The following is a 16,939-nucleotide window of genomic DNA, read 5'->3' as shown; positions in this document are numbered from 1 at the left end:
CGACCGCGGTGTGCCTGTGACAACGGTGTGTCTGACGCACCGCGGTCGCGGGCAAGCGCGCTCCTACAGTTTCGGATTTGAGCCAGGCCTCCCACAAATTCAGCGTTGTTCGATTGGCACGAACTTGCGCTGCTCGACGCCGATGTACTCGGCGCTTGGACGGATGATGCGGTTGTTGGCGCGCTGTTCGAAGACGTGAGACGCCCAGCCGGTCAGGCGCGAACAGACGAAGATCGGCGTGAACAGCTTGGTCGGGATTCCCATGAAGTGGTACGCCGAGGCATGGTAGAAATCGGCGTTGGGGAACAGCTTCTTCTGCTCCCACATGGTCTTGTCGATGGCCTCGGAGACCGGGAACAGCACGGTGTCACCTACCTCGTCGGCGAGCTTTTTCGACCAGCCCTTGATCACCTCGTTGCGCGGGTCGTTGTCCTTGTAGATCGCATGACCGAAACCCATGATCTTGTCCTTGCGCTCGAGCATCGCCAAGGTGCCTTTGGTCGCGTCTTCGGCCGATGCGAACTTCTCGATCATATCCATCGCCGCTTCGTTGGCGCCGCCGTGCAGCGGGCCGCGCAAGGTGCCGATGGCTGCGGTGATGCAGGAAAACAGGTCCGACAGCGTGGAGGCGCAGACCCGTGCGGTGAAGGTCGAAGCGTTGAATTCGTGCTCTGCGTACAGGATCAACGAAACGTCCATCACCTTGCGGTGAAGTTCGCTTGGGGTCTTGTCCAGCAGCAGCTTGAGGAAATGGCCGCCGATGGAAACCTCATCGGTCACGCAGTCGATACGCTTGCCTTCGTGGCTGAAGCGATACCAGTAGCACATGATCGCCGGGAATGCCGCCAGCAGGCGGTCGGTGGAATCGCGCTGCTGTTCGAAACTGGTTTCCGGCTCCAGATTACCCAGCATGGAGCAGCCAGTGCGCATGACGTCCATCGGGTGGGCGTCGGCAGGAATGCGCTCCAGTACTTCCTTGAGCGCTTGCGGCAAGTCGCGCAGCTTCTGCAGTTTGCTCAGATAAGCGTCCAGCTGCGCCTGAGTCGGCAGCTCGCCGTACAGCAACAGGTAAGCCACTTCTTCGAAACGGGCATCGGCGGCCAGTTCACGCACGTCATAGCCACGGTAGGTGAGGCCGGCACCCGTCTGGCCAACGGTGGACAGGGCAGTCTGTCCGGCCACCTGGCCACGCAGGCCAGCGCCACTCAATACTTTTGCTTCAGCCATTGCTCTCTCCAGTCTTGTAGTTTTCTCAGGGAATCGGCAATTCAGTTCTGTGTGCACGACCGCTTCATGTAGGAGCGCGCTTGCCCGCGAATGCGATACGCCCGCGACATAAAGGGTGGCTGACACACCAATATCGCGGGCAAGCGCGCTCCTACAGCTGTCAGCCCTTCTTGTGCGCAAACAGCGCATCCAGTTTCTGTTCGAACGCGTGGTAATCGATGCGCTCGTAGAGCTCCATCCGGGTCTGCATGGTGTCGACGACATTTTTTTGCGTGCCATCGCGACGGATCGCGGTGTACACGTTTTCAGCGGCCTTGTTCATGGCGCGGAACGCGGACAGCGGGTAAAGCACCAGCGAGACTTCCGCCGATTTCAGTTCATCGGTGGTGAACAGGGGCGTCGAGCCGAATTCGGTGATGTTCGCCAGGATCGGCGCCTTCACGCGAGAGGCGAACAGTTTGTACATCTCAAGCTCGGTGATCGCTTCCGGGAACACCATGTCGGCACCGGCTTCGATGCAAGCCGCGGCGCGATCCAGCGCCGACTCCAGCCCCTCGACCGCCAGCGCGTCGGTGCGCGCCATGATCACGAAACTGTCATCGGTCCGGGCGTCTACCGCCGCCTTGATCCGGTCGACCATTTCCTGCTGCGATACGATTTCCTTGCCCGGACGGTGGCCGCAGCGCTTGGCGCCGACCTGATCCTCGATGTGCATCGCAGCGGCGCCGAACTTGATCATCGACTTCACGGTGCGCGCCACGTTGAAGGCCGACGCGCCAAAANGATACGGCGTACGTCGGTGAGCACGTCGTCCAGACCCGTGATGCCCAGGTCCGGCACACCCAGCGACCCGGCAGCGACCCCGCCCCCGGACAGGTAGATCGCCTTGAAACCGGCGCGCTGGGCCAACAGTGCGTGATTGGCATTGATGGCGCCGACCACTTGCAGCGGATGCTCACTGGCCACCGCATCACGGAAACGTTGGCCGGGAGTCGTTCTTGAAGTCATTGTTCACCTCGGGCAGGAGTAGCTTGCGGGTTCTGTTCTGGGTGGTTCTGATGCTGATATCGCTGTTCGATGTTGCGTTTCGATGCGCCGATATGGCGGCGCATCAGCAGCTCAGCCAGTTCGCCATCACGGTCGGCGATGGCGTCCAGAATGCGATGGTGTTCGGCGAAGGCCTGGCGCGGGCGGTTGGGTGTACTGGAAAACTGTATGCGGTACATGCGCACCAATTGATACAGCTCGCCGCAGAGCATCTGGGTCAGCGTGCTGTTGCGCGCGCCCTGGATGATCCGGTAATGAAAGTCGAAGTCGCCTTCCTGTTGGTAATAACCCACGCCGGCCTGAAACGCGGTATCGCGCTCGTGGGTCTCCAGCACATGTCGCAACTCGCCGATTTCCTCGACCGTCATGCGCTCGGCCGCCAGCCGGCATGCCATGCCTTCCAGGGATTCACGAATTTCGTAAAGCTCGACCAGTTCGGCATGACTCAGCGAAACGACCCGGGCGCCTACGTGGGGAACCCGGACCAGCAGCCGCTGCCCTTCCAGCCGATGGATGGCTTCGCGCAGCGGCCCGCGACTGATGCCGTAGGTGCGTGCCAGTTCGGGTTCGGAGATTTTGCTGCCCGGCGCGATCTCGCCTTTGACGATAGCGGCCTGAATGCGCCGAAAAACGTTCTCGGACAGCGTTTCCGAATCGACGGAAGCAACAGCAATGTTCTCGACGGCATCCAGCATTGTCGACACCTTTTGATTTGATACGGCTAAAACTAGCTAATCGACTTCGATACGTCAAAGCAATTTTCTGGATTGTCGACAATCGTCTAATGACGGCGGTATCTAAAGCTGATTCCTACGAGACGGGTCGTCGTGCCCTTCGCTGGCGCCCTAAAACCTTCATGCTAGAATGCCGCCCGCATTTGGCTGCCGTGTCAGGCAGCAACGGACGTCCGTGATGGACGTGGTCCAAGCCATTTCATACCCTGAGCTGACATCAGCCAGCTCCTGTTTTTCCCTCACCGCGCCAGGACCTATGAGCCGCCATCCCCTACTCTTTCTTTTGTGCCTGTATTTGCCCGGTCTGTTTTTCAGCAACGCCTGCCTTGCAGCAGGCAAGACGGTGTATGGCCTGAACGAGTACGCGGAGCTGACAGGCATCGATCTTCAGGTGGCGGCCAAGCTCGATACCGGCGCCAAGACCGCTTCGCTCAGCGCCCGCGACATCAAGCGCTTCAAACGTGATGGCGAATCCTGGGTGCGCTTCTATCTGGCAATTGACGACGCCCATGAGCACCCCATCGAACGACCGCTTGCACGGCTCAGCAAGATCAAGCGCCGGGCTGGCGACGTCGACCCGGACGACGAAAAGAAGTACACCTCGCGACCGGTAATCAGCCTCGATGTGTGCATGGGGAATGCGTTGCGCACCATAGAAGTGAACTTGACCGACCGAAGTGCATTCCAATACCCGCTTTTGATTGGCTCCGAAGCCCTGAAACGCTTCGACGCGCTGGTCGATCCAAGCCTTAAATATGCTGCCGGCAAACCTGCCTGCGTCACTGATGCTCACACCGCAGAGTAATAAAATGCGCTCTCTTACCCTCCATCTGAAAATCCTGATCACGGCCTTGGTGGCACTGGGTATCGCGATCACGACCTATCAGATATTGGTGCTCGGCATCCCGGTGACCGAAGACGAAACCGACGACCTGTGGAATATCGACGCCAAAGTCGAATTCGTTGCCAACCATAAAGATTCGGTCAAGGTCCAGATGTACGTACCGCCGCTCTCGCGCGACTACATCAGCCTCAATGAAAGCTTCATCTCCAACAATTACGGCGTGAACGTCAACCGCGCCGACGGCAACCGCAAAGTGACATGGTCCGCCCGCCGCGCCAACGGCAACCAGACCCTCTATTACCGACTGGTTCTGACCAAGCGCTACAGCGCCGAAAAAGCCAAGGTCAAAGGCCCGATCTTCCGCGACAGCATTGCCGTTGAAGGCCCGGAAAAAATCGCCGCCGATGCCCTGCTAGCCCCCATTCGCCAGCACTCTGCCGATGTCGAGACCTTCGTCAGCGAAGCCATCAAACGCGTCAACAATCTGAGCGACGACAACGTCAAGCTGCTGCTGGCGGGCGATACGTCGGTGCAGAACAAGGCGCGCATCACCGAAACCCTGCTTTCCATCGCCCACGTTCCCGTGGAAAAGGTGCACACCATTCGCCTGGTCGCGGACCAGCCGCAAATGCCCGAGCTATGGCTGCGCAGCTTCAACGGCAAGGATTGGCTGTATTTCAATCCGGAAAACGGCGAGGCAGGTCTGCCAGAGGATCGTCTGCTATGGTGGATCGGCGACGACAACCTGATCACCGTAGAGGGCGGCAAGAAAGCCACCGTCAGTTTTACCCTGAACAACAGTGAAATGAACGCGATTCGCCTCGCCAAGCTGACTGACGAAAGCACCGACGCCGACTTCCTCGAATACTCGCTTTACGGCCTGCCCCTGCAGACTCAACAGACCTTCATGATCATGGTGATGATCCCGATCGGCGTGCTGGTGATCCTGATCCTGCGTAACCTGATCGGCCTCCAGACCCTCGGCACCTTCACCCCGGTGTTGATCGCGCTGGCGTTCCGCGAAACGCAGCTGGGGTTCGGCATCGTGCTGTTCACGATCATCACCGCGCTGGGGCTGTCTTTGCGCTCCTACCTAGAACACCTCAAGCTGCAAATGCTGCCCAGGCTGTCAGTGGTGCTGACCTTCGTCGTGGTGCTGATCGCCGCCATAAGCCTGTTCAGCCACAAGCTGGGGCTGGAGCGCGGACTGTCCGTTGCGCTGTTCCCGATGGTGATTCTGACCATGACCATCGAACGCCTGTCGATCACCTGGGAAGAACGCGGCGGCGGCCATGCCATGAAAGTCGCCGTCGGCACTCTGTTCGCAGCGTCCCTGGCGCATATCATCATGAGCGTGCCGGAGTTCATCTACTTCGTCTTCACCTTCCCTGCCATCCTGCTGATCCTGGTGGGCTTCATGCTGGCAATGGGTCGCTATCGCGGGTACCGTCTGACAGAACTGATCCGCTTCAAGGCCTTCCTCAAGGAAGACGCCGAACGGGAAAACGTCAAATGATCGGCTGGTGGAAAACCTGGAAGGCTCTGGAAGCCAAAGGGATCATGGGCATCAACCGGCGCAACGCCGATTACGTGCTCAAGTACAACAAGCGCAGTCTGTACCCGATCGTCGATGACAAGATCATCACCAAGGAGCGGGCCATCGCGGCTGGCATTCATGTGCCGGAAATGTACGGCGTCATTTCCACCGAAAAGGAAATCGAAAAGCTCGACGACATCATCGGCGGGCGCAGCGACTTCGTGATCAAGCCCGCTCAGGGCGCTGGTGGCGACGGTATTCTAGTGATCGCCGACCGTTTCGAGGAGCGCTTCCGCACAGTGTCCGGCCGCATCATCAGCCATGACGAGATCGAGCATCAGATCTCCAGCATTCTTACCGGGCTGTACTCACTGGGCGGTCATCGCGACCGCGCATTGATCGAGTACCGGGTCACGCCCGACCAGATTTTCAAGAGCATCAGTTACGAAGGCGTTCCGGACATTCGTGTCATCGTACTGATGGGCTATCCGGTGATGGCGATGTTGCGTCTGCCCACTCGCCAGTCCGGCGGCAAGGCCAACCTGCACCAGGGCGCCATCGGGGTTGGCGTTGATCTGGCGACCGGACTCACCTTGCGCGGCACCTGGCTGAACAACATCATCAGCAAGCATCCGGACACCACCAACGCCGTGGACGGCGTGCAACTGCCCAACTGGGACGGTTTCATGAAACTCGCCGCCGAGTGCTACGAACTGTGTGGCCTGGGTTACATCGGCGTGGACATGGTGCTGGATCAGGACCGCGGACCGCTGATCCTCGAACTCAACGCCCGGCCCGGCCTGAACATTCAGATCGCCAACGACTGCGGGTTGACGCACCGCACCGTTGCGGTGGAGCAGCGACTGGATCAGCTGGCTGACGAAGGCAGGCACGACAGCCCGGAGGAACGGGTCAGATTCGTTCAGGAGCTGTTCGGACACGTCTGACGCGCCTTGACGCTTGGGTCCACTGATCAGCCTAAACAAAAGAGGCGGCGCCTAATCGTCCAATTCCGACACACCTCTAGGAGCCGAGTCACCAGGAGACTACAATCGCGGTCCGCGCACCACGACTGACCTGCCTCGAATGCCAACCTGTTTCGTACACCCGATCGCCTACCACATCGATCCGACCGAATATTTCTCTGCCATCCGCCGCGCCCCCGGCGCCGTCCTGCTGGACAGTGGCCGGCCGGATGCAGACCGAGGTCGTTTCGACATTCTCAGCGCCTGGCCGCTGGAAACACTGGTGCCTGCCGCGGATGAAAGCGGTGGATGCTTTCTCCAGCGCCTGCGTGCCAGCCTTGCCCGGCTGGGCGAGGCTGAGTTGCCGCAGCACTGTGCGCTGCCATTTGCCGGTGGGTTGATCGGCTATCTGGCCTATGACTTCGGTCGCCTGATCGAACCCTTGCCGACACAGGCCATTGATGATCTGCATCTGCCGTCCGCCGGGCTTGGGCTCTATGCCTGGGCGTTGATCAGCGATCACCAACAGCACAACAGCCAACTGGTCTTTCATCCCACGGTCGATGAAACAGAACGCCAGCGACTGATCGGCCTGTTCGAGCCGCCGTCCGTTTCGCCGCCAACTGATGACCAGGACATCGGTTTCACACTCACCACGCCCTTCAGCTCCGACATCAGCGCCGATCAGTATCGCCACGCCATCGCGCGCATTCATGCGTACATCGAGGCAGGCGACTGTTATCAGGTGAACTTTGCCCAGCGTTTTCGCGCTGACTTCAGGGGCGATCCCTGGATCGCCTATCAGGCGCTGCGCAAGGCGTGTCCGACGCCCTTCGCCGGCTATCTGACATTGCCCGGAGACGACGCCGTACTGAGCCTGTCACCGGAGCGCTTCGTCAAGGTCAGCCAGCGTCAGGTCGAAACACGACCGATCAAGGGCACTCGACCGCGAAGCCAGGATGCGGCCGAAGACGCGGCCTTTGCCGAGGAATTGCTCGCCAGCAAAAAAGACCGAGCGGAAAACCTGATGATCGTCGATCTGTTACGTAACGATCTCGGGCGCACTTGCCGTATCGGTTCAGTGAAAGTTCCGGAACTGTTCAGCCTGGAGACCTACCCCAACGTTCATCACCTGGTCAGCGCCGTCACCGGCGAACTGGCCGATGGCAGAGACCCTCTGGATCTGATTGGCGGCAGTTTCCCCGGCGGGTCGATCACCGGCGCACCGAAAATCCGTTCGATGCAGATCATCGACGAACTGGAGCCCACTCGCCGGGCACTGTATTGCGGCTCGTTGATGTATCTGGACGTGCGCGGCGAGATGGACAGTTCCATCGCCATCCGCAGCCTGTTGGCCAAGGATGGGAAAATCGCCTGCTGGGGCGGTGGCGGCATCGTCGCTGATTCGCAATGGGAAGCGGAATATCAGGAAACCTTCACCAAGGTTCGGGTGTTGATGCAGACGCTCGAGGCGCTCTGAGGGCGCGCTCGAATCCCTGGCGAGCGCAAATCGGTGAAGGTTTTTGTTACCATCTGCGCCATTACGAGCGCTTAAGCGCCGATTTCTATTAGGAAGCCGCCTGATGAGCCACCCCTTCGACGTCGCGGAGATCGCCGCGACCTACGCGAACAAGTCCGCCCAGGACATTCTTAAATTCGCCTTCCAGCACTTTGGCGATGAGCTGTGGATTTCGTTCAGTGGCGCTGAAGACGTGGTGCTGGTGGACATGGCCTGGAAGATCAACAAGAACGTCAAGGTGTTCAGCCTCGACACCGGGCGCCTGCACCCGGAGACCTATCGCTTCATCGATCAGGTCCGCGAGCAATACAAGATCGCCATCGACATCGTCTCCCCTGACCGGGAGAAGCTCGAGCCCTTCGTCAAGGAAAAGGGCCTGTTCAGCTTCTATAAAGATGGTCATGGCGAATGCTGTGGCGTGCGCAAGATCGAACCCCTGCGCCGCAAGCTGACCAACGTCAAGGCCTGGGCCACGGGCCAGCGTCGCGACCAGAGCCCGAGCACCCGCAACAGCGTCGCGGTGGTCGAGATCGACAGCGCGTTCTCGACGACCGAGCGTCCACTGTACANCAGACGTGTGGAACTACATCCGCATGCTGGAACTGCCGTACAACAGCCTGCATGAGCGCGGCTTCATCAGCATCGGCTGCGAACCGTGCACCCGCCCTGTCCTGCCGAATCAGCACGAGCGTGAAGGTCGTTGGTGGTGGGAAGAGGCGACCCAGAAGGAATGCGGGCTGCATTCGGGAAATCTGATCGCGAAAACCTGACGCCCTAACTTTCTGTAGCAGTCCGGCCGGGCGGACTGCACAGCGTATCAATGCTCCGGCAGCACCACCCCGTCGAACAACTCTTCCAGCTCCTGCTTGTTGTGGCACTGGATTGCCTTGGCCATGACATCCCGCGTCAGGTGCGGGGCGAACTTCTCGATGAAGTCGCACATGAAACCGCGCAGGAACGTGCCGCGACGGAAACCGATCTTGGTGATGCTTGCCTCGAACAGCTCGCTGGCATCGAGCACCACCAGATCGCTGTCCAGCTTCGGATCGACCGCCATCTTGGCGACGATGCCCACGCCCAGACCCAGCCGCACGTAAGTCTTGATCACGTCGGCATCGGCGGCAGTGAAGACCACTTTCGGCGTCAGGCCGCGATGGCTGAACGCCTCGTCCAGCTTCGAACGCCCGGTGAAACCGAACACGTAGGTAACAATCGGGTATTCGGCGAGAATTTCCAGCGTGAGCTTAGGCAGCTTGGTCAGCGGATGGCCTTGGGGCACCACGACGCAGCGGTTCCAGGTGTAACACGGCATCATCACGAGATCGCCGAACAACTCCAGCGCTTCGGTGGCGATGGCAAAATCCACGGTGCCGTCGGCGGCCATTTCAGCGATCTGCATCGGAGAGCCCTGATGCATGTGCAGCGCCACGTCCGGGTACTGCTTGATGAAATTGCTGATGACTGGCGGCAGCGCGTAACGTGCCTGGGTGTGGGTGGTGGCGATCGACAGGGTGCCCTTTTTCTCGTTGGAGAACTCCTGGGCGATCTGCTTGATGCTCTCGACCTTGCGCAGGATTTCCCCTGCGGTGGTAATGATCCGCTCCCCCGCCGGTGTCACCCGCGTCAGGTGCTTGCCGCTGCGCGCGAACACCTCGACACCCAACTCGTCTTCCAGCAAACGGATCTGCTTGCTGATACCCGGTTGCGAGGTATACAGACTTTGCGCCGTCGCTGAAACGTTGAGGTCGTGGTGCGCCACTTCCCAGATGTAGCGCAGTTGTTGAAGCTTCATATGTATCCCTCAAAGCCGGAGGACGCCAAAGGGCATCAGCGACGGTATATAACTGGATTAATGGTCAAGAAGGCAGAGCTAGAACTTTTTATCACTTTTACACGTTAATGGCACGCTGCTTTTTATATCGCGCCGCACGTTTGCCCCTCACCCCAGGGACGCGGCACGATTCCGCACCATAGGCACCATGTAAACCGGAACCTCTGAAAGCTGCAGAACCCGCGCTGCCGTCCGACCGATCGGGGTATCCCCCTGCGCGCCGTGGCTGTGACTGCCGACCACCAGCAAATCGACTTCCAGACGCTGAGCCTGCTCGAGTATCACGTTGGACGGATCCCCCTGGACCACGCGCACGCTACGAATCAATTCCAGATCCTGATGATCCTCCCCCAGTTCGTCGCGGAAGTTATCGAGTACCCGCTGCTCGATCCCTTCAATCACCGTATTGACGCCTTCGTTGTGCAACTCTCTGAGCACGTCCTCGGCCAGATAGCTCTGCAATACGGATTCGGCGAATAACCCCATGGGCTCGACAACGTGGATCACGTGCAGCTCGGCATTGAACGTTCTGGCCAGCGCCAGCGCATGCTGGAGGACATAAGGCGCATAGAGACCGAGGTCAGTGGCATACAACATCGAGCGAATCATGTGACCTCCAGGCAGCCGTAACAGGCGCAGACACCATTGAGCGTAGCAGCGCACAAGCGATTCAGCAGCCTGGATACAGCTTTGCGATCTAAAAGTTCACTGTTTTAGCTCATTGCTGATGCCATGGGGGACGTGGCCGGTGGCAACCACTTCGCGGGCACGCTCGCAATGGCCGGGCTGATCGTCGAAGAAGACATCGGCAGCGAAGGCCTCCAGAAAGGCCGACTTTTCCAGGCCGCCGAGAAACAGCGACTCATCCAGACGAATGTCCCATTCGCGCAGCGTGCGGATGACCCGCTCATGGGCAGGCGCGGAACGGGCCGTCACGAGTGCCGTGCGAATCGGACAGGATGCTTCGGGAAACTCACGCTGTAGCAGATTCAACGCCGCCAGAAACGGCTTGAACGGACCGCCGGGCAGCGGTTGACGGGCGGCTTCCCGCTCACTGGCCTGGAAGGCCGCCAGACCGCCGGATTGATAAACGCGCTCGGACTCATCGGAGAACAACACGGCGTCACCGTCGAACGCGATACGCAGTTCGGCACTGGCCGCCCGTCGCGCGCCGCCAGACAGAATCGTCGCCGCCGCAAAACCTGCATCCAGCGCGCTGCGCACGTCCTCGGCGTGGGTTGAGAGAAACAGATGGCTGCCAAACGCGGCTAGATAAGGAAAGGGACTTCGGCCCCCGACGAACGCGGCGCGGGAAATGTCCAGGCCGTAATGTTGAATCGAGTTGAAGACGCGCAAACCGGTGTCGGCACTGTTGCGCGACACCAGAATCACTTCGACCCGAGACTGGCTCAGGCTGGCGTTGAGACTCAGCAGCTTTTCAACCAGTAAAAAGGCATCGCCGGGCTCCAGCACTTCGTCTTCATGGTCGATCTGGTATTGACGATAGGCCGCCACCCCGTCGGTCATGTAGATCGCGTGACTCTCCCGCAGATCGAACAGTGCACGCGAGGAAATCGCCAGCACCAGCTTGTTGCCGGCGCTCTTCATGGTCAGATCGTTGGCCATCGGTTATCTCCCGGAAGATGTGGCATAGACGCGGGTAAGTGGACCGTCATGGGCGCTCGGAAAGAACGGCGGGCATTACCGGTTGGAGCGATCAATAAACGCCAGCGCATGGTACAGGGCGCGAATCTTCGGCATGTCGCAGCCTGCAGCGAGCGCCGCAGCCAAGGGTCTTGCATAAATGGCGTCCAGTTCCAGGGGGCGTTTTTCGATGAAATCGTGGTACATGCTCGGGCGATAATCCGGCATGTGGCCGGTCACCTTGAACAGTTGCTCGGCATAGCCGTCCGGCATGACATGCCCGCATGCCTGGGCGCCCTTGACCACTTCAGCCATCAGCCCCTGAATCAGCTCGCGACTGTCGGCGTCGGCCATCAACGGCGTCGTACTGGCATTAAGCAGCACCGAGAGGCCGTTGTAAGGCACGTTCCAGACAAGCTTCTGCCAGCGCGCCTTGTCCAGATTGTCCATCGCCACCGATTCGATGCCCGACGCGTGAAACAGCGCTGCGCCCTCTTCGACGATCCGCTGGCTGGCGACACCGTCGGCAGCAGGTCCACTGTGATAACCGATGTTGACGGCACCGAACGCCTGATGGGCAATCTGCCCCGGCCCCGTGCGATGAACGCAGATGAAACACAGGCCGCCCAGCAAATGCAGCGAGTCGGGCAGTAACGCGCGCAGCTCGTCCTCCACGGCAAGACCGTTTTGCAGCATCAAGACTTTGGCGCCTGGCGCGGCAACCTGGATGATCGCCGGGGCGACACCGTCGTTGCCGGTGGTCTTGGCCCCGACCAGCAGCCAGTCGCAAGGTGGCATATCAGCGGCCGAGGAATAGGCTTGAACGTTTTCCAGGGTCAGGACGCCATGCACCTGACTGTCCACACGCAGACCGCGTTGTGACACCGCACTGAATTCGCTGCGCAGCAGAAAGTGCACGTCATACCCGGCCCGCGCCAGCATCAGGCCGTAAAACCCGCCGATGGCACCGGTACCAATGATGCCAATACGCGGCTTGTTAATGGTTTCGCTCATGACTCCCCCGTTCAAGGCAACTCCTCGGGCGCACGACTCAGCGCTTGGTCAAGGCCAATAATGATGGCATCAGCCGACATTGTGCTACGTAATGCGCCGTAGAACTCACCGTCGCGCACAACGAACAATGATGGCAGGTGAAACACGCCGTAGCGTTGCACCGCACCACCGTTTTCTTCGGCGTCGATCCAGCACAGGCGATCGATCGGCAGAGATTGCTTTGGCAATTGATCCTTCGCCCAACGGCAACTGGCGCAGCCGACGCTGGTGAAGATGAGCAAAGAAACGCCCGGCAGTGACAGCAGCTGCTGGTCGACGTCAAAATCCGTCAGTTGCAGTTGATCCACGTCGATCCCCCTAAAGTCCGCTGCACACTATATCCGGTCACGAACGCCGGTTTGCAATCTTCAAGGGTGCCGACGGTGACGAGCCGGGGCAAATAGTCCCGGCTATGCCGCCCCGGTTGGACGAAAGCGGCGTTTTACCCATTGTCGAAGTACGGCCTAACGCGCTAAGGTTCCGCTCCCCCGTTGCGCTCAATCTTGCTCGGCTCCGCCGCACGGGGACGCTGGCGGCCAGCATCCGTGACCTGATGAGTAACACGATGGCTGATTTACCGATTGACGACCTCAACGTTGCCTCCAACGAGACACTGATCACTCCGGATCAGCTCAAGCGCGAAATACCCCTCACTGCTGCCGCCCAGGCCACCGTGAGCAAGGGCCGCGAAGTTATCCGCAACATTCTCGATGGCAAGGATCACCGCCTGTTCATCGTGATCGGGCCGTGCTCGATCCATGACATCAAGGCCGCTCACGAATACGCCGAGCGCCTGAAGGCACTCGCTGCCGAGCTGTCGGATACCTTGTATCTGGTCATGCGTGTGTATTTCGAAAAACCACGCACCACCGTGGGCTGGAAGGGCCTGATCAACGATCCGTATCTGGACGATTCCTTCAAGATTCAGGACGGTCTGCACATCGGTCGTCAGCTCCTGCTGGATCTGGCCGAGAAAGGCTTGCCGACCGCGACCGAAGCGCTGGACCCGATCTCCCCGCAGTATCTGCAGGACTTGATCAGTTGGTCGGCAATCGGTGCGCGCACCACCGAATCCCAGACCCACCGCGAAATGGCGTCCGGCCTGTCTTCGGCGGTCGGCTTCAAGAACGGCACCGACGGCGGTCTCACCGTCGCCATCAACGCACTGCAATCGGTTTCCAGCCCGCACCGTTTCCTGGGTATCAACCAGGAAGGTGGCGTGTCGATCGTTACGACCAAGGGCAATGCCTACGGTCACGTGGTGCTGCGCGGCGGCAACGGCAAGCCGAACTACGATTCGGTCAGCGTTGCGCTGTGCGAACAGGCGCTGAACAAAGCGAAGATCAAGCCGAACATCATGGTCGACTGCAGCCACGCCAACTCCAACAAGGACCCGGCGCTGCAACCGCTGGTGATGGAAAACGTTGCCAACCAGATTCTGGAAGGCAACGAATCGATCATCGGCCTGATGGTGGAGAGCCATCTGAAATGGGGCGCTCAGGCCATTCCCAAGGATCTGGCCGACCTGCAATACGGCGTGTCGATCACCGATGCCTGCATCGACTGGGAAAGCACCGAGAAAACCCTGCGCGGCATGCACGCCAAGCTCAAGGACGTACTGCCTGCCCGCAAGCGCGGTTGATCCGGGCTGTAGATACGACAACGCCGAGCATTTGCTCGGCGTTTTTCGTGGCGGCCAACCGCGGCTGAAACGGTTGATGCATGCAGTCAGATCTTGGCGGCCTGACGCTGATTGCGCTCCATGTAGCGTTCGACATAAGAGCATGACGGAATCACGGTGTACCCCATGCTTTCGGCATAATCGAGCGCCTCTTCGGTCAGCGCGGCGGCTATGCCTCGTCCCCGCAACGCATTGGGCACGAATGTACGGTAGATATCCAGGGTCTGTTTCCCCAGATCCATGTACGTCAAGTAGGCACGATGACCGTCGATATTGATCTCGAACTGGTGACCGGTCTCGTCATGGTGGATAGACAACGCCTCGCTCATCACTACTCCTCGCGGGTCTTGGAATTTGACCCCTACCTTACCCATGTTTGTCCGGCGAAGGAACCTCTCCAGGCAGATGAACATCGCTGCAGGCTGTGCGCCAGATGAACCGCGCTCGCATGACTGCCTTTCTACGCCGCCCCGTGCCTGATTTGGACACCGAGAAGAGCTTCGCTGTTCTCTAACAAATGAGCACCTGCAAATAGTAGGCGCCAATATTGAATCTGCTCAAGTGAATCAAGAGGAAAAAATGCGATCTGTCGCACTTGCGCCGCTTGTGGAGTTGAACCTGTCATCGCCGATGAATGTCCATTGAGACGTCGACGGTGCGGCGAAGTCACTTTAAGCACCCGCGTACAAGCAACTTCGTCGATCTTCGGCTATACAAAAAAGGCTGTAACGCGGTTCAACGTCACCTGGCCAAGGATCGAATGCGCTATCACCGACTCTTTCGAAGGCATAGGGAGCTTGCCGGTCCAACCGTCCGCCCCTGCCCTACTGACAGCCGTATTCGCCTGACAGCGCCGGGTTTTTTCCAGATAAAAAGCGTGAGGAATTGCACGGAACGCTTTCAAAGCAAAGAATTTTGTGCGGTTCTTGCGCTTAGTCCGTTTACTTACTACAAACAATGGGTAGTATGTACGCCGGTCATTTTCTCATTTTCGAGAGGTGACTAATTTGATAGAAGTCCTTTAAGGGGAACACGATGAACAACGTTCTGAAATTCTCTGCTCTGGCCCTGGCCGCAGTTCTGGCTACCGGTTGCAGCAGCGCCTCCAAAGAAACCGAAGCTCGTCTGACTGCAACTGAAGATGCAGCCGCACGTTCGCAAGCCCGTGCCGATGAAGCCTATCGCAAGGCTGATGAAGCTCTGGCTGCTGCTCAGAAAGCTCAGCAGACTGCTGACGAAGCCAACGAGCGCGCTCTGCGCATGTTGGACAAGGCAAGCCGCAAGTAATAATCCCTCGGGATTATTGATAAGCCGATCCGGTTTTGGATCGGCTTTTTTGTTGCTGGTCGGCGTCGACAGGCAATAAAAAACCCGTTCACCCACCCCTGCTTGCAGAGACCGGTGAACGGGTATCAGCGCCTGATCAGGCTATTGCAGCGTGACCGGCGCATTGTTGATGATTGGCGCGGCTGCACCCGGCACCGCGATCTCAACGGGCATGCCATCTTCGGCTGCGACCACGTCTCGCACCTCATCCCAGTTGATCCGCAGGTTATTGGCCAGGTCTTCACGCTTGAGCAGTGCGTTGATGACCGCGGTGTGCTTGTCGACCACCGACGGATTGCCGCTTTCATCCAGAGGCGTATGCGCTTCCAGGAACACCTTCCCGCCGCTGACACCGAACTTGTACGGCTCGTTCATGATGCGCACGGTGGTGCCCACCGGAACCATGTCAGCCATCTCCAGCACGTTGTTGTTGTACATGCGGAAGCAGCCGTGACTGGTACGCATACCGATGCCGAACTTCTTGTTCGAGCCGTGAATCAGGTAGCCCGGCAAGCCCAGGCCGAACTTGAACGGACCCAGCGGGTTATCGGGACCGGCTGGCACCACGTTGGGCAGGATGTCGCCATCGGCGGCATGTTCGGCCTTGACCGAAGCAGGCGGGGTCCAGGTCGGGTTCGGCGTCTTGGCGGTCACCTTGGTGGTGGAAACCGGCGACCCCCAACCTTCGCGGCCAATCCCCAACGGGAAGGTGTACACCACGTTCCTGCCTTTGGGGTAGTAGTACAGACGGTACTCGGCGAGGTTGATGACAATGCCTTCACGCGGGCCCGGCGGCAGGATGAATCGGGTTGGCAGGATGACCTGAGTCCCGGCGCCTGGTAGCCAGGCGTCGACGCCGGGGTTGGCGGCGATCATTTCCAGATAGCCCAGGTCATACTGGGTGGCCAGGTCGGCGAAGGTGTCTTCGTACTTGGCGGTGATGGTCTGCACCGAGCCGATGATGTCTTCGCCTGGCGGCGGCAACGGAAACTCCAGAGCGGAGACAGGGCCGACCGCACACAGTGCAGCAAGCGACAGACAGCGGGCGAAAGCTGGAATGCGCGACAACATCCGGGAATCCTTGGGTAAACGGGAGGCTTGAATGAGCGGGATTGTACACGCACGCCGGGCCCTTCGGGAGTGGGCGCGACGGCTTACACGCCGGTGTCCAGTTCCGGCCAGATCGGGTTCCAGCCGCGTCGCTGTGCATCGATGATCGCCCGGCACAGGGGGCACAGGCGTTCGTCCTGATAGATCCCCTGTTCGACGCTCGACCAGCGCGGCTGCGCGGGCAACAGACTGCCGCAAAGCGTACGGTCGGCGGAACCGGCCAGTTCCAGTTGCCGGGCGGCCAGATGCACACGAACTTCCTGGCACGCGAACAGGTCGAGCTGCTCATCGGGCTCGATCAGTTGATAGGCAAAAAGGGACCAGGCAGGACGGCGCGGCATGTGGGGCTCCAGATCGGGGGCGCCACATTAGCCCAAAGGCCTGGTTTGGAAAAGGGTTGGCTAGGGTTTGTTACTCTGGT

At 59.5% G+C, this 16,939-nt stretch carries 16 protein-coding genes and 4 pseudogenes; 8 read left to right on the top strand and 12 right to left on the bottom strand.

Annotation, left to right across the window (positions count from 1 at the left end):
- Positions 1 to 99: 99 nt before the first annotated feature.
- From prpC to D3M70_RS01920, 4 genes and pseudogenes are all read right to left on the bottom strand, one after another.
- Positions 100 to 1,227 carry a 2-methylcitrate synthase gene (gene prpC, locus D3M70_RS01930; protein WP_120123886.1) on the bottom strand — a complete coding sequence of 376 codons (1,128 nt, stop codon included), beginning with the start codon at positions 1,225 to 1,227 and terminating at the stop codon, positions 100 to 102.
- A 160-nt stretch (positions 1,228 to 1,387) separates the two neighbouring features.
- Positions 1,388 to 2,009 (bottom strand): annotated as a pseudogene (prpB, locus tag D3M70_RS01925) (methylisocitrate lyase); the annotation flags it as partial.
- A gap of 1 nt (position 2,010) precedes the next feature.
- Positions 2,011 to 2,235, bottom strand: a pseudogene (gene prpB / locus D3M70_RS32530) (methylisocitrate lyase); the annotation flags it as partial.
- Entirely contained in the window at positions 2,232 to 2,969 is a 738-nt protein-coding gene (locus D3M70_RS01920) for a GntR family transcriptional regulator (RefSeq protein WP_120123884.1), read from the bottom strand. The pseudogene prpB (D3M70_RS32530) and the gene D3M70_RS01920, both read right to left, overlap by 4 nt.
- Positions 2,970 to 3,264: 295 nt before the next feature.
- Here D3M70_RS01920 and D3M70_RS01915 point away from each other — a divergent pair, with 295 nt between their 5' ends.
- The 6 genes and pseudogenes from D3M70_RS01915 to D3M70_RS32525 all read left to right on the top strand — a co-directional run.
- A complete protein-coding gene (locus D3M70_RS01915) occupies positions 3,265 to 3,813 on the top strand; it encodes an ATP-dependent zinc protease (RefSeq protein WP_256659668.1) in 549 nt (182 codons plus the stop codon).
- Between the two features lie 4 nt (positions 3,814 to 3,817).
- Positions 3,818 to 5,368: an inactive transglutaminase family protein gene (locus D3M70_RS01910; RefSeq protein WP_120123881.1), complete on the top strand. Its 1,551-nt coding sequence runs from the start codon at positions 3,818 to 3,820 to the stop codon at positions 5,366 to 5,368.
- Positions 5,368 to 6,336 (top strand): alpha-L-glutamate ligase-like protein, encoded by a 969-nt coding sequence (locus D3M70_RS01905; protein ID WP_165869719.1) that lies wholly within the window; start codon positions 5,368 to 5,370, stop codon positions 6,334 to 6,336. The genes D3M70_RS01910 and D3M70_RS01905 overlap by 1 nt, the downstream gene beginning before the upstream one ends.
- A 139-nt stretch (positions 6,337 to 6,475) precedes the next feature.
- Positions 6,476 to 7,834: an aminodeoxychorismate synthase component I gene (gene pabB, locus D3M70_RS01900; RefSeq protein ID WP_120123878.1), complete on the top strand. Its 1,359-nt coding sequence runs from the start codon at positions 6,476 to 6,478 to the stop codon at positions 7,832 to 7,834.
- A 103-nt stretch (positions 7,835 to 7,937) separates the two neighbouring features.
- A pseudogene (locus D3M70_RS01895) lies at positions 7,938 to 8,442 on the top strand (phosphoadenylyl-sulfate reductase); the annotation flags it as partial.
- A 1-nt stretch (position 8,443) separates the two neighbouring features.
- A pseudogene (locus D3M70_RS32525) lies at positions 8,444 to 8,637 on the top strand (phosphoadenosine phosphosulfate reductase family protein); the annotation flags it as partial.
- A 53-nt stretch (positions 8,638 to 8,690) separates the two neighbouring features.
- On the opposite strand, the gene cysB reads toward D3M70_RS32525, so the two are convergent.
- The 5 genes from cysB to D3M70_RS01870 all read right to left on the bottom strand — a co-directional run bounded on the left by cysB (position 8,691) and on the right by D3M70_RS01870 (position 12,709).
- Positions 8,691 to 9,665, bottom strand: coding sequence for an HTH-type transcriptional regulator CysB (gene cysB / locus D3M70_RS01890; protein WP_062382408.1), 975 nt, complete (start codon positions 9,663 to 9,665; stop codon positions 8,691 to 8,693).
- Between the two features lie 147 nt (positions 9,666 to 9,812).
- Positions 9,813 to 10,313, bottom strand: a complete 501-nt coding sequence (locus tag D3M70_RS01885) for a universal stress protein (protein WP_120123876.1) — start codon at positions 10,311 to 10,313, stop codon at positions 9,813 to 9,815.
- A 96-nt stretch (positions 10,314 to 10,409) separates the two neighbouring features.
- On the bottom strand, positions 10,410 to 11,312 hold the full coding sequence (locus D3M70_RS01880) for a 5'-nucleotidase (protein WP_120123917.1): 903 nt from the start codon (positions 11,310 to 11,312) through the stop codon (positions 10,410 to 10,412).
- A 93-nt stretch (positions 11,313 to 11,405) separates the two neighbouring features.
- On the bottom strand, positions 11,406 to 12,362 hold the full coding sequence (locus D3M70_RS01875) for a putative 2-dehydropantoate 2-reductase (RefSeq protein WP_120123874.1): 957 nt from the start codon (positions 12,360 to 12,362) through the stop codon (positions 11,406 to 11,408).
- 11 nt (positions 12,363 to 12,373) lie between these two features.
- Positions 12,374 to 12,709 carry a co-chaperone YbbN gene (locus D3M70_RS01870; RefSeq protein WP_120123872.1) on the bottom strand — a complete coding sequence of 112 codons (336 nt, stop codon included), beginning with the start codon at positions 12,707 to 12,709 and terminating at the stop codon, positions 12,374 to 12,376.
- A 257-nt stretch (positions 12,710 to 12,966) separates the two neighbouring features.
- Between D3M70_RS01870 and D3M70_RS01865 the strand changes: the two genes are divergently transcribed.
- Positions 12,967 to 14,043 carry a 3-deoxy-7-phosphoheptulonate synthase gene (locus tag D3M70_RS01865; RefSeq protein WP_165869716.1) on the top strand — a complete coding sequence of 359 codons (1,077 nt, stop codon included), beginning with the start codon at positions 12,967 to 12,969 and terminating at the stop codon, positions 14,041 to 14,043.
- Positions 14,044 to 14,129: 86 nt separating this feature from the next.
- Here D3M70_RS01865 and D3M70_RS01860 read toward each other — a convergent pair whose 3' ends face one another.
- Positions 14,130 to 14,411, bottom strand: a complete 282-nt coding sequence (locus tag D3M70_RS01860) for a GNAT family N-acetyltransferase (RefSeq protein WP_165869715.1) — start codon at positions 14,409 to 14,411, stop codon at positions 14,130 to 14,132.
- Positions 14,412 to 15,117: 706 nt separating this feature from the next.
- Between D3M70_RS01860 and oprI the strand changes: the two genes are divergently transcribed.
- Complete coding sequence (oprI, locus tag D3M70_RS01855; protein ID WP_003199355.1) at positions 15,118 to 15,369, top strand: outer membrane lipoprotei OprI; 252 nt, start codon at positions 15,118 to 15,120, stop codon at positions 15,367 to 15,369.
- Positions 15,370 to 15,510: 141 nt separating this feature from the next.
- Here the strand turns inward: oprI and D3M70_RS01850 are convergent, their stop codons facing one another.
- Together D3M70_RS01850 and D3M70_RS01845 are read right to left on the bottom strand one after the other, a co-directional pair.
- A complete protein-coding gene (locus D3M70_RS01850) occupies positions 15,511 to 16,479 on the bottom strand; it encodes a L,D-transpeptidase family protein (protein WP_120123866.1) in 969 nt (322 codons plus the stop codon).
- Positions 16,480 to 16,562: 83 nt separating this feature from the next.
- Entirely contained in the window at positions 16,563 to 16,859 is a 297-nt protein-coding gene (locus D3M70_RS01845) for a hypothetical protein (protein WP_120123864.1), read from the bottom strand.
- Positions 16,860 to 16,939: the final 80 nt, after the last annotated feature.

The organism is Pseudomonas sp. LS-2 (assembly GCF_003605735.1).
Classification (GTDB): Bacteria; Pseudomonadota; Gammaproteobacteria; order Pseudomonadales; family Pseudomonadaceae; genus Aquipseudomonas.
This window is presented reverse-complemented; position numbering and strand designations above follow the sequence as displayed.

Excerpts from the sequence above, each read along its gene's own strand:
- prpC (WP_120123886.1), bottom strand. The coding sequence starts at position 1,227 with ATGGCTGAAGCAAAAGTATTGAGTGGCGCTGGCCTGCGTGGCCAGGTG.
- D3M70_RS01920 (WP_120123884.1), bottom strand. The coding sequence starts at position 2,969 with ATGCTGGATGCCGTCGAGAACATTGCTGTTGCTTCCGTCGATTCGGAA.
- D3M70_RS01915 (WP_256659668.1), top strand. The coding sequence starts at position 3,265 with ATGAGCCGCCATCCCCTACTCTTTCTTTTGTGCCTGTATTTGCCCGGT.
- D3M70_RS01910 (WP_120123881.1), top strand. The coding sequence starts at position 3,818 with ATGCGCTCTCTTACCCTCCATCTGAAAATCCTGATCACGGCCTTGGTG.
- pabB (WP_120123878.1), top strand. The coding sequence starts at position 6,476 with ATGCCAACCTGTTTCGTACACCCGATCGCCTACCACATCGATCCGACC.
- cysB (WP_062382408.1), bottom strand. The coding sequence starts at position 9,665 with ATGAAGCTTCAACAACTGCGCTACATCTGGGAAGTGGCGCACCACGAC.
- D3M70_RS01885 (WP_120123876.1), bottom strand. The coding sequence starts at position 10,313 with ATGATTCGCTCGATGTTGTATGCCACTGACCTCGGTCTCTATGCGCCT.
- D3M70_RS01880 (WP_120123917.1), bottom strand. The coding sequence starts at position 11,312 with ATGAAGAGCGCCGGCAACAAGCTGGTGCTGGCGATTTCCTCGCGTGCA.
- D3M70_RS01875 (WP_120123874.1), bottom strand. The coding sequence starts at position 12,362 with ATGAGCGAAACCATTAACAAGCCGCGTATTGGCATCATTGGTACCGGT.
- D3M70_RS01865 (WP_165869716.1), top strand. The coding sequence starts at position 12,967 with ATGGCTGATTTACCGATTGACGACCTCAACGTTGCCTCCAACGAGACA.
- D3M70_RS01860 (WP_165869715.1), bottom strand. The coding sequence starts at position 14,411 with ATGAGCGAGGCGTTGTCTATCCACCATGACGAGACCGGTCACCAGTTC.
- oprI (WP_003199355.1), top strand. The coding sequence starts at position 15,118 with ATGAACAACGTTCTGAAATTCTCTGCTCTGGCCCTGGCCGCAGTTCTG.
- D3M70_RS01850 (WP_120123866.1), bottom strand. The coding sequence starts at position 16,479 with ATGTTGTCGCGCATTCCAGCTTTCGCCCGCTGTCTGTCGCTTGCTGCA.
- D3M70_RS01845 (WP_120123864.1), bottom strand. The coding sequence starts at position 16,859 with ATGCCGCGCCGTCCTGCCTGGTCCCTTTTTGCCTATCAACTGATCGAG.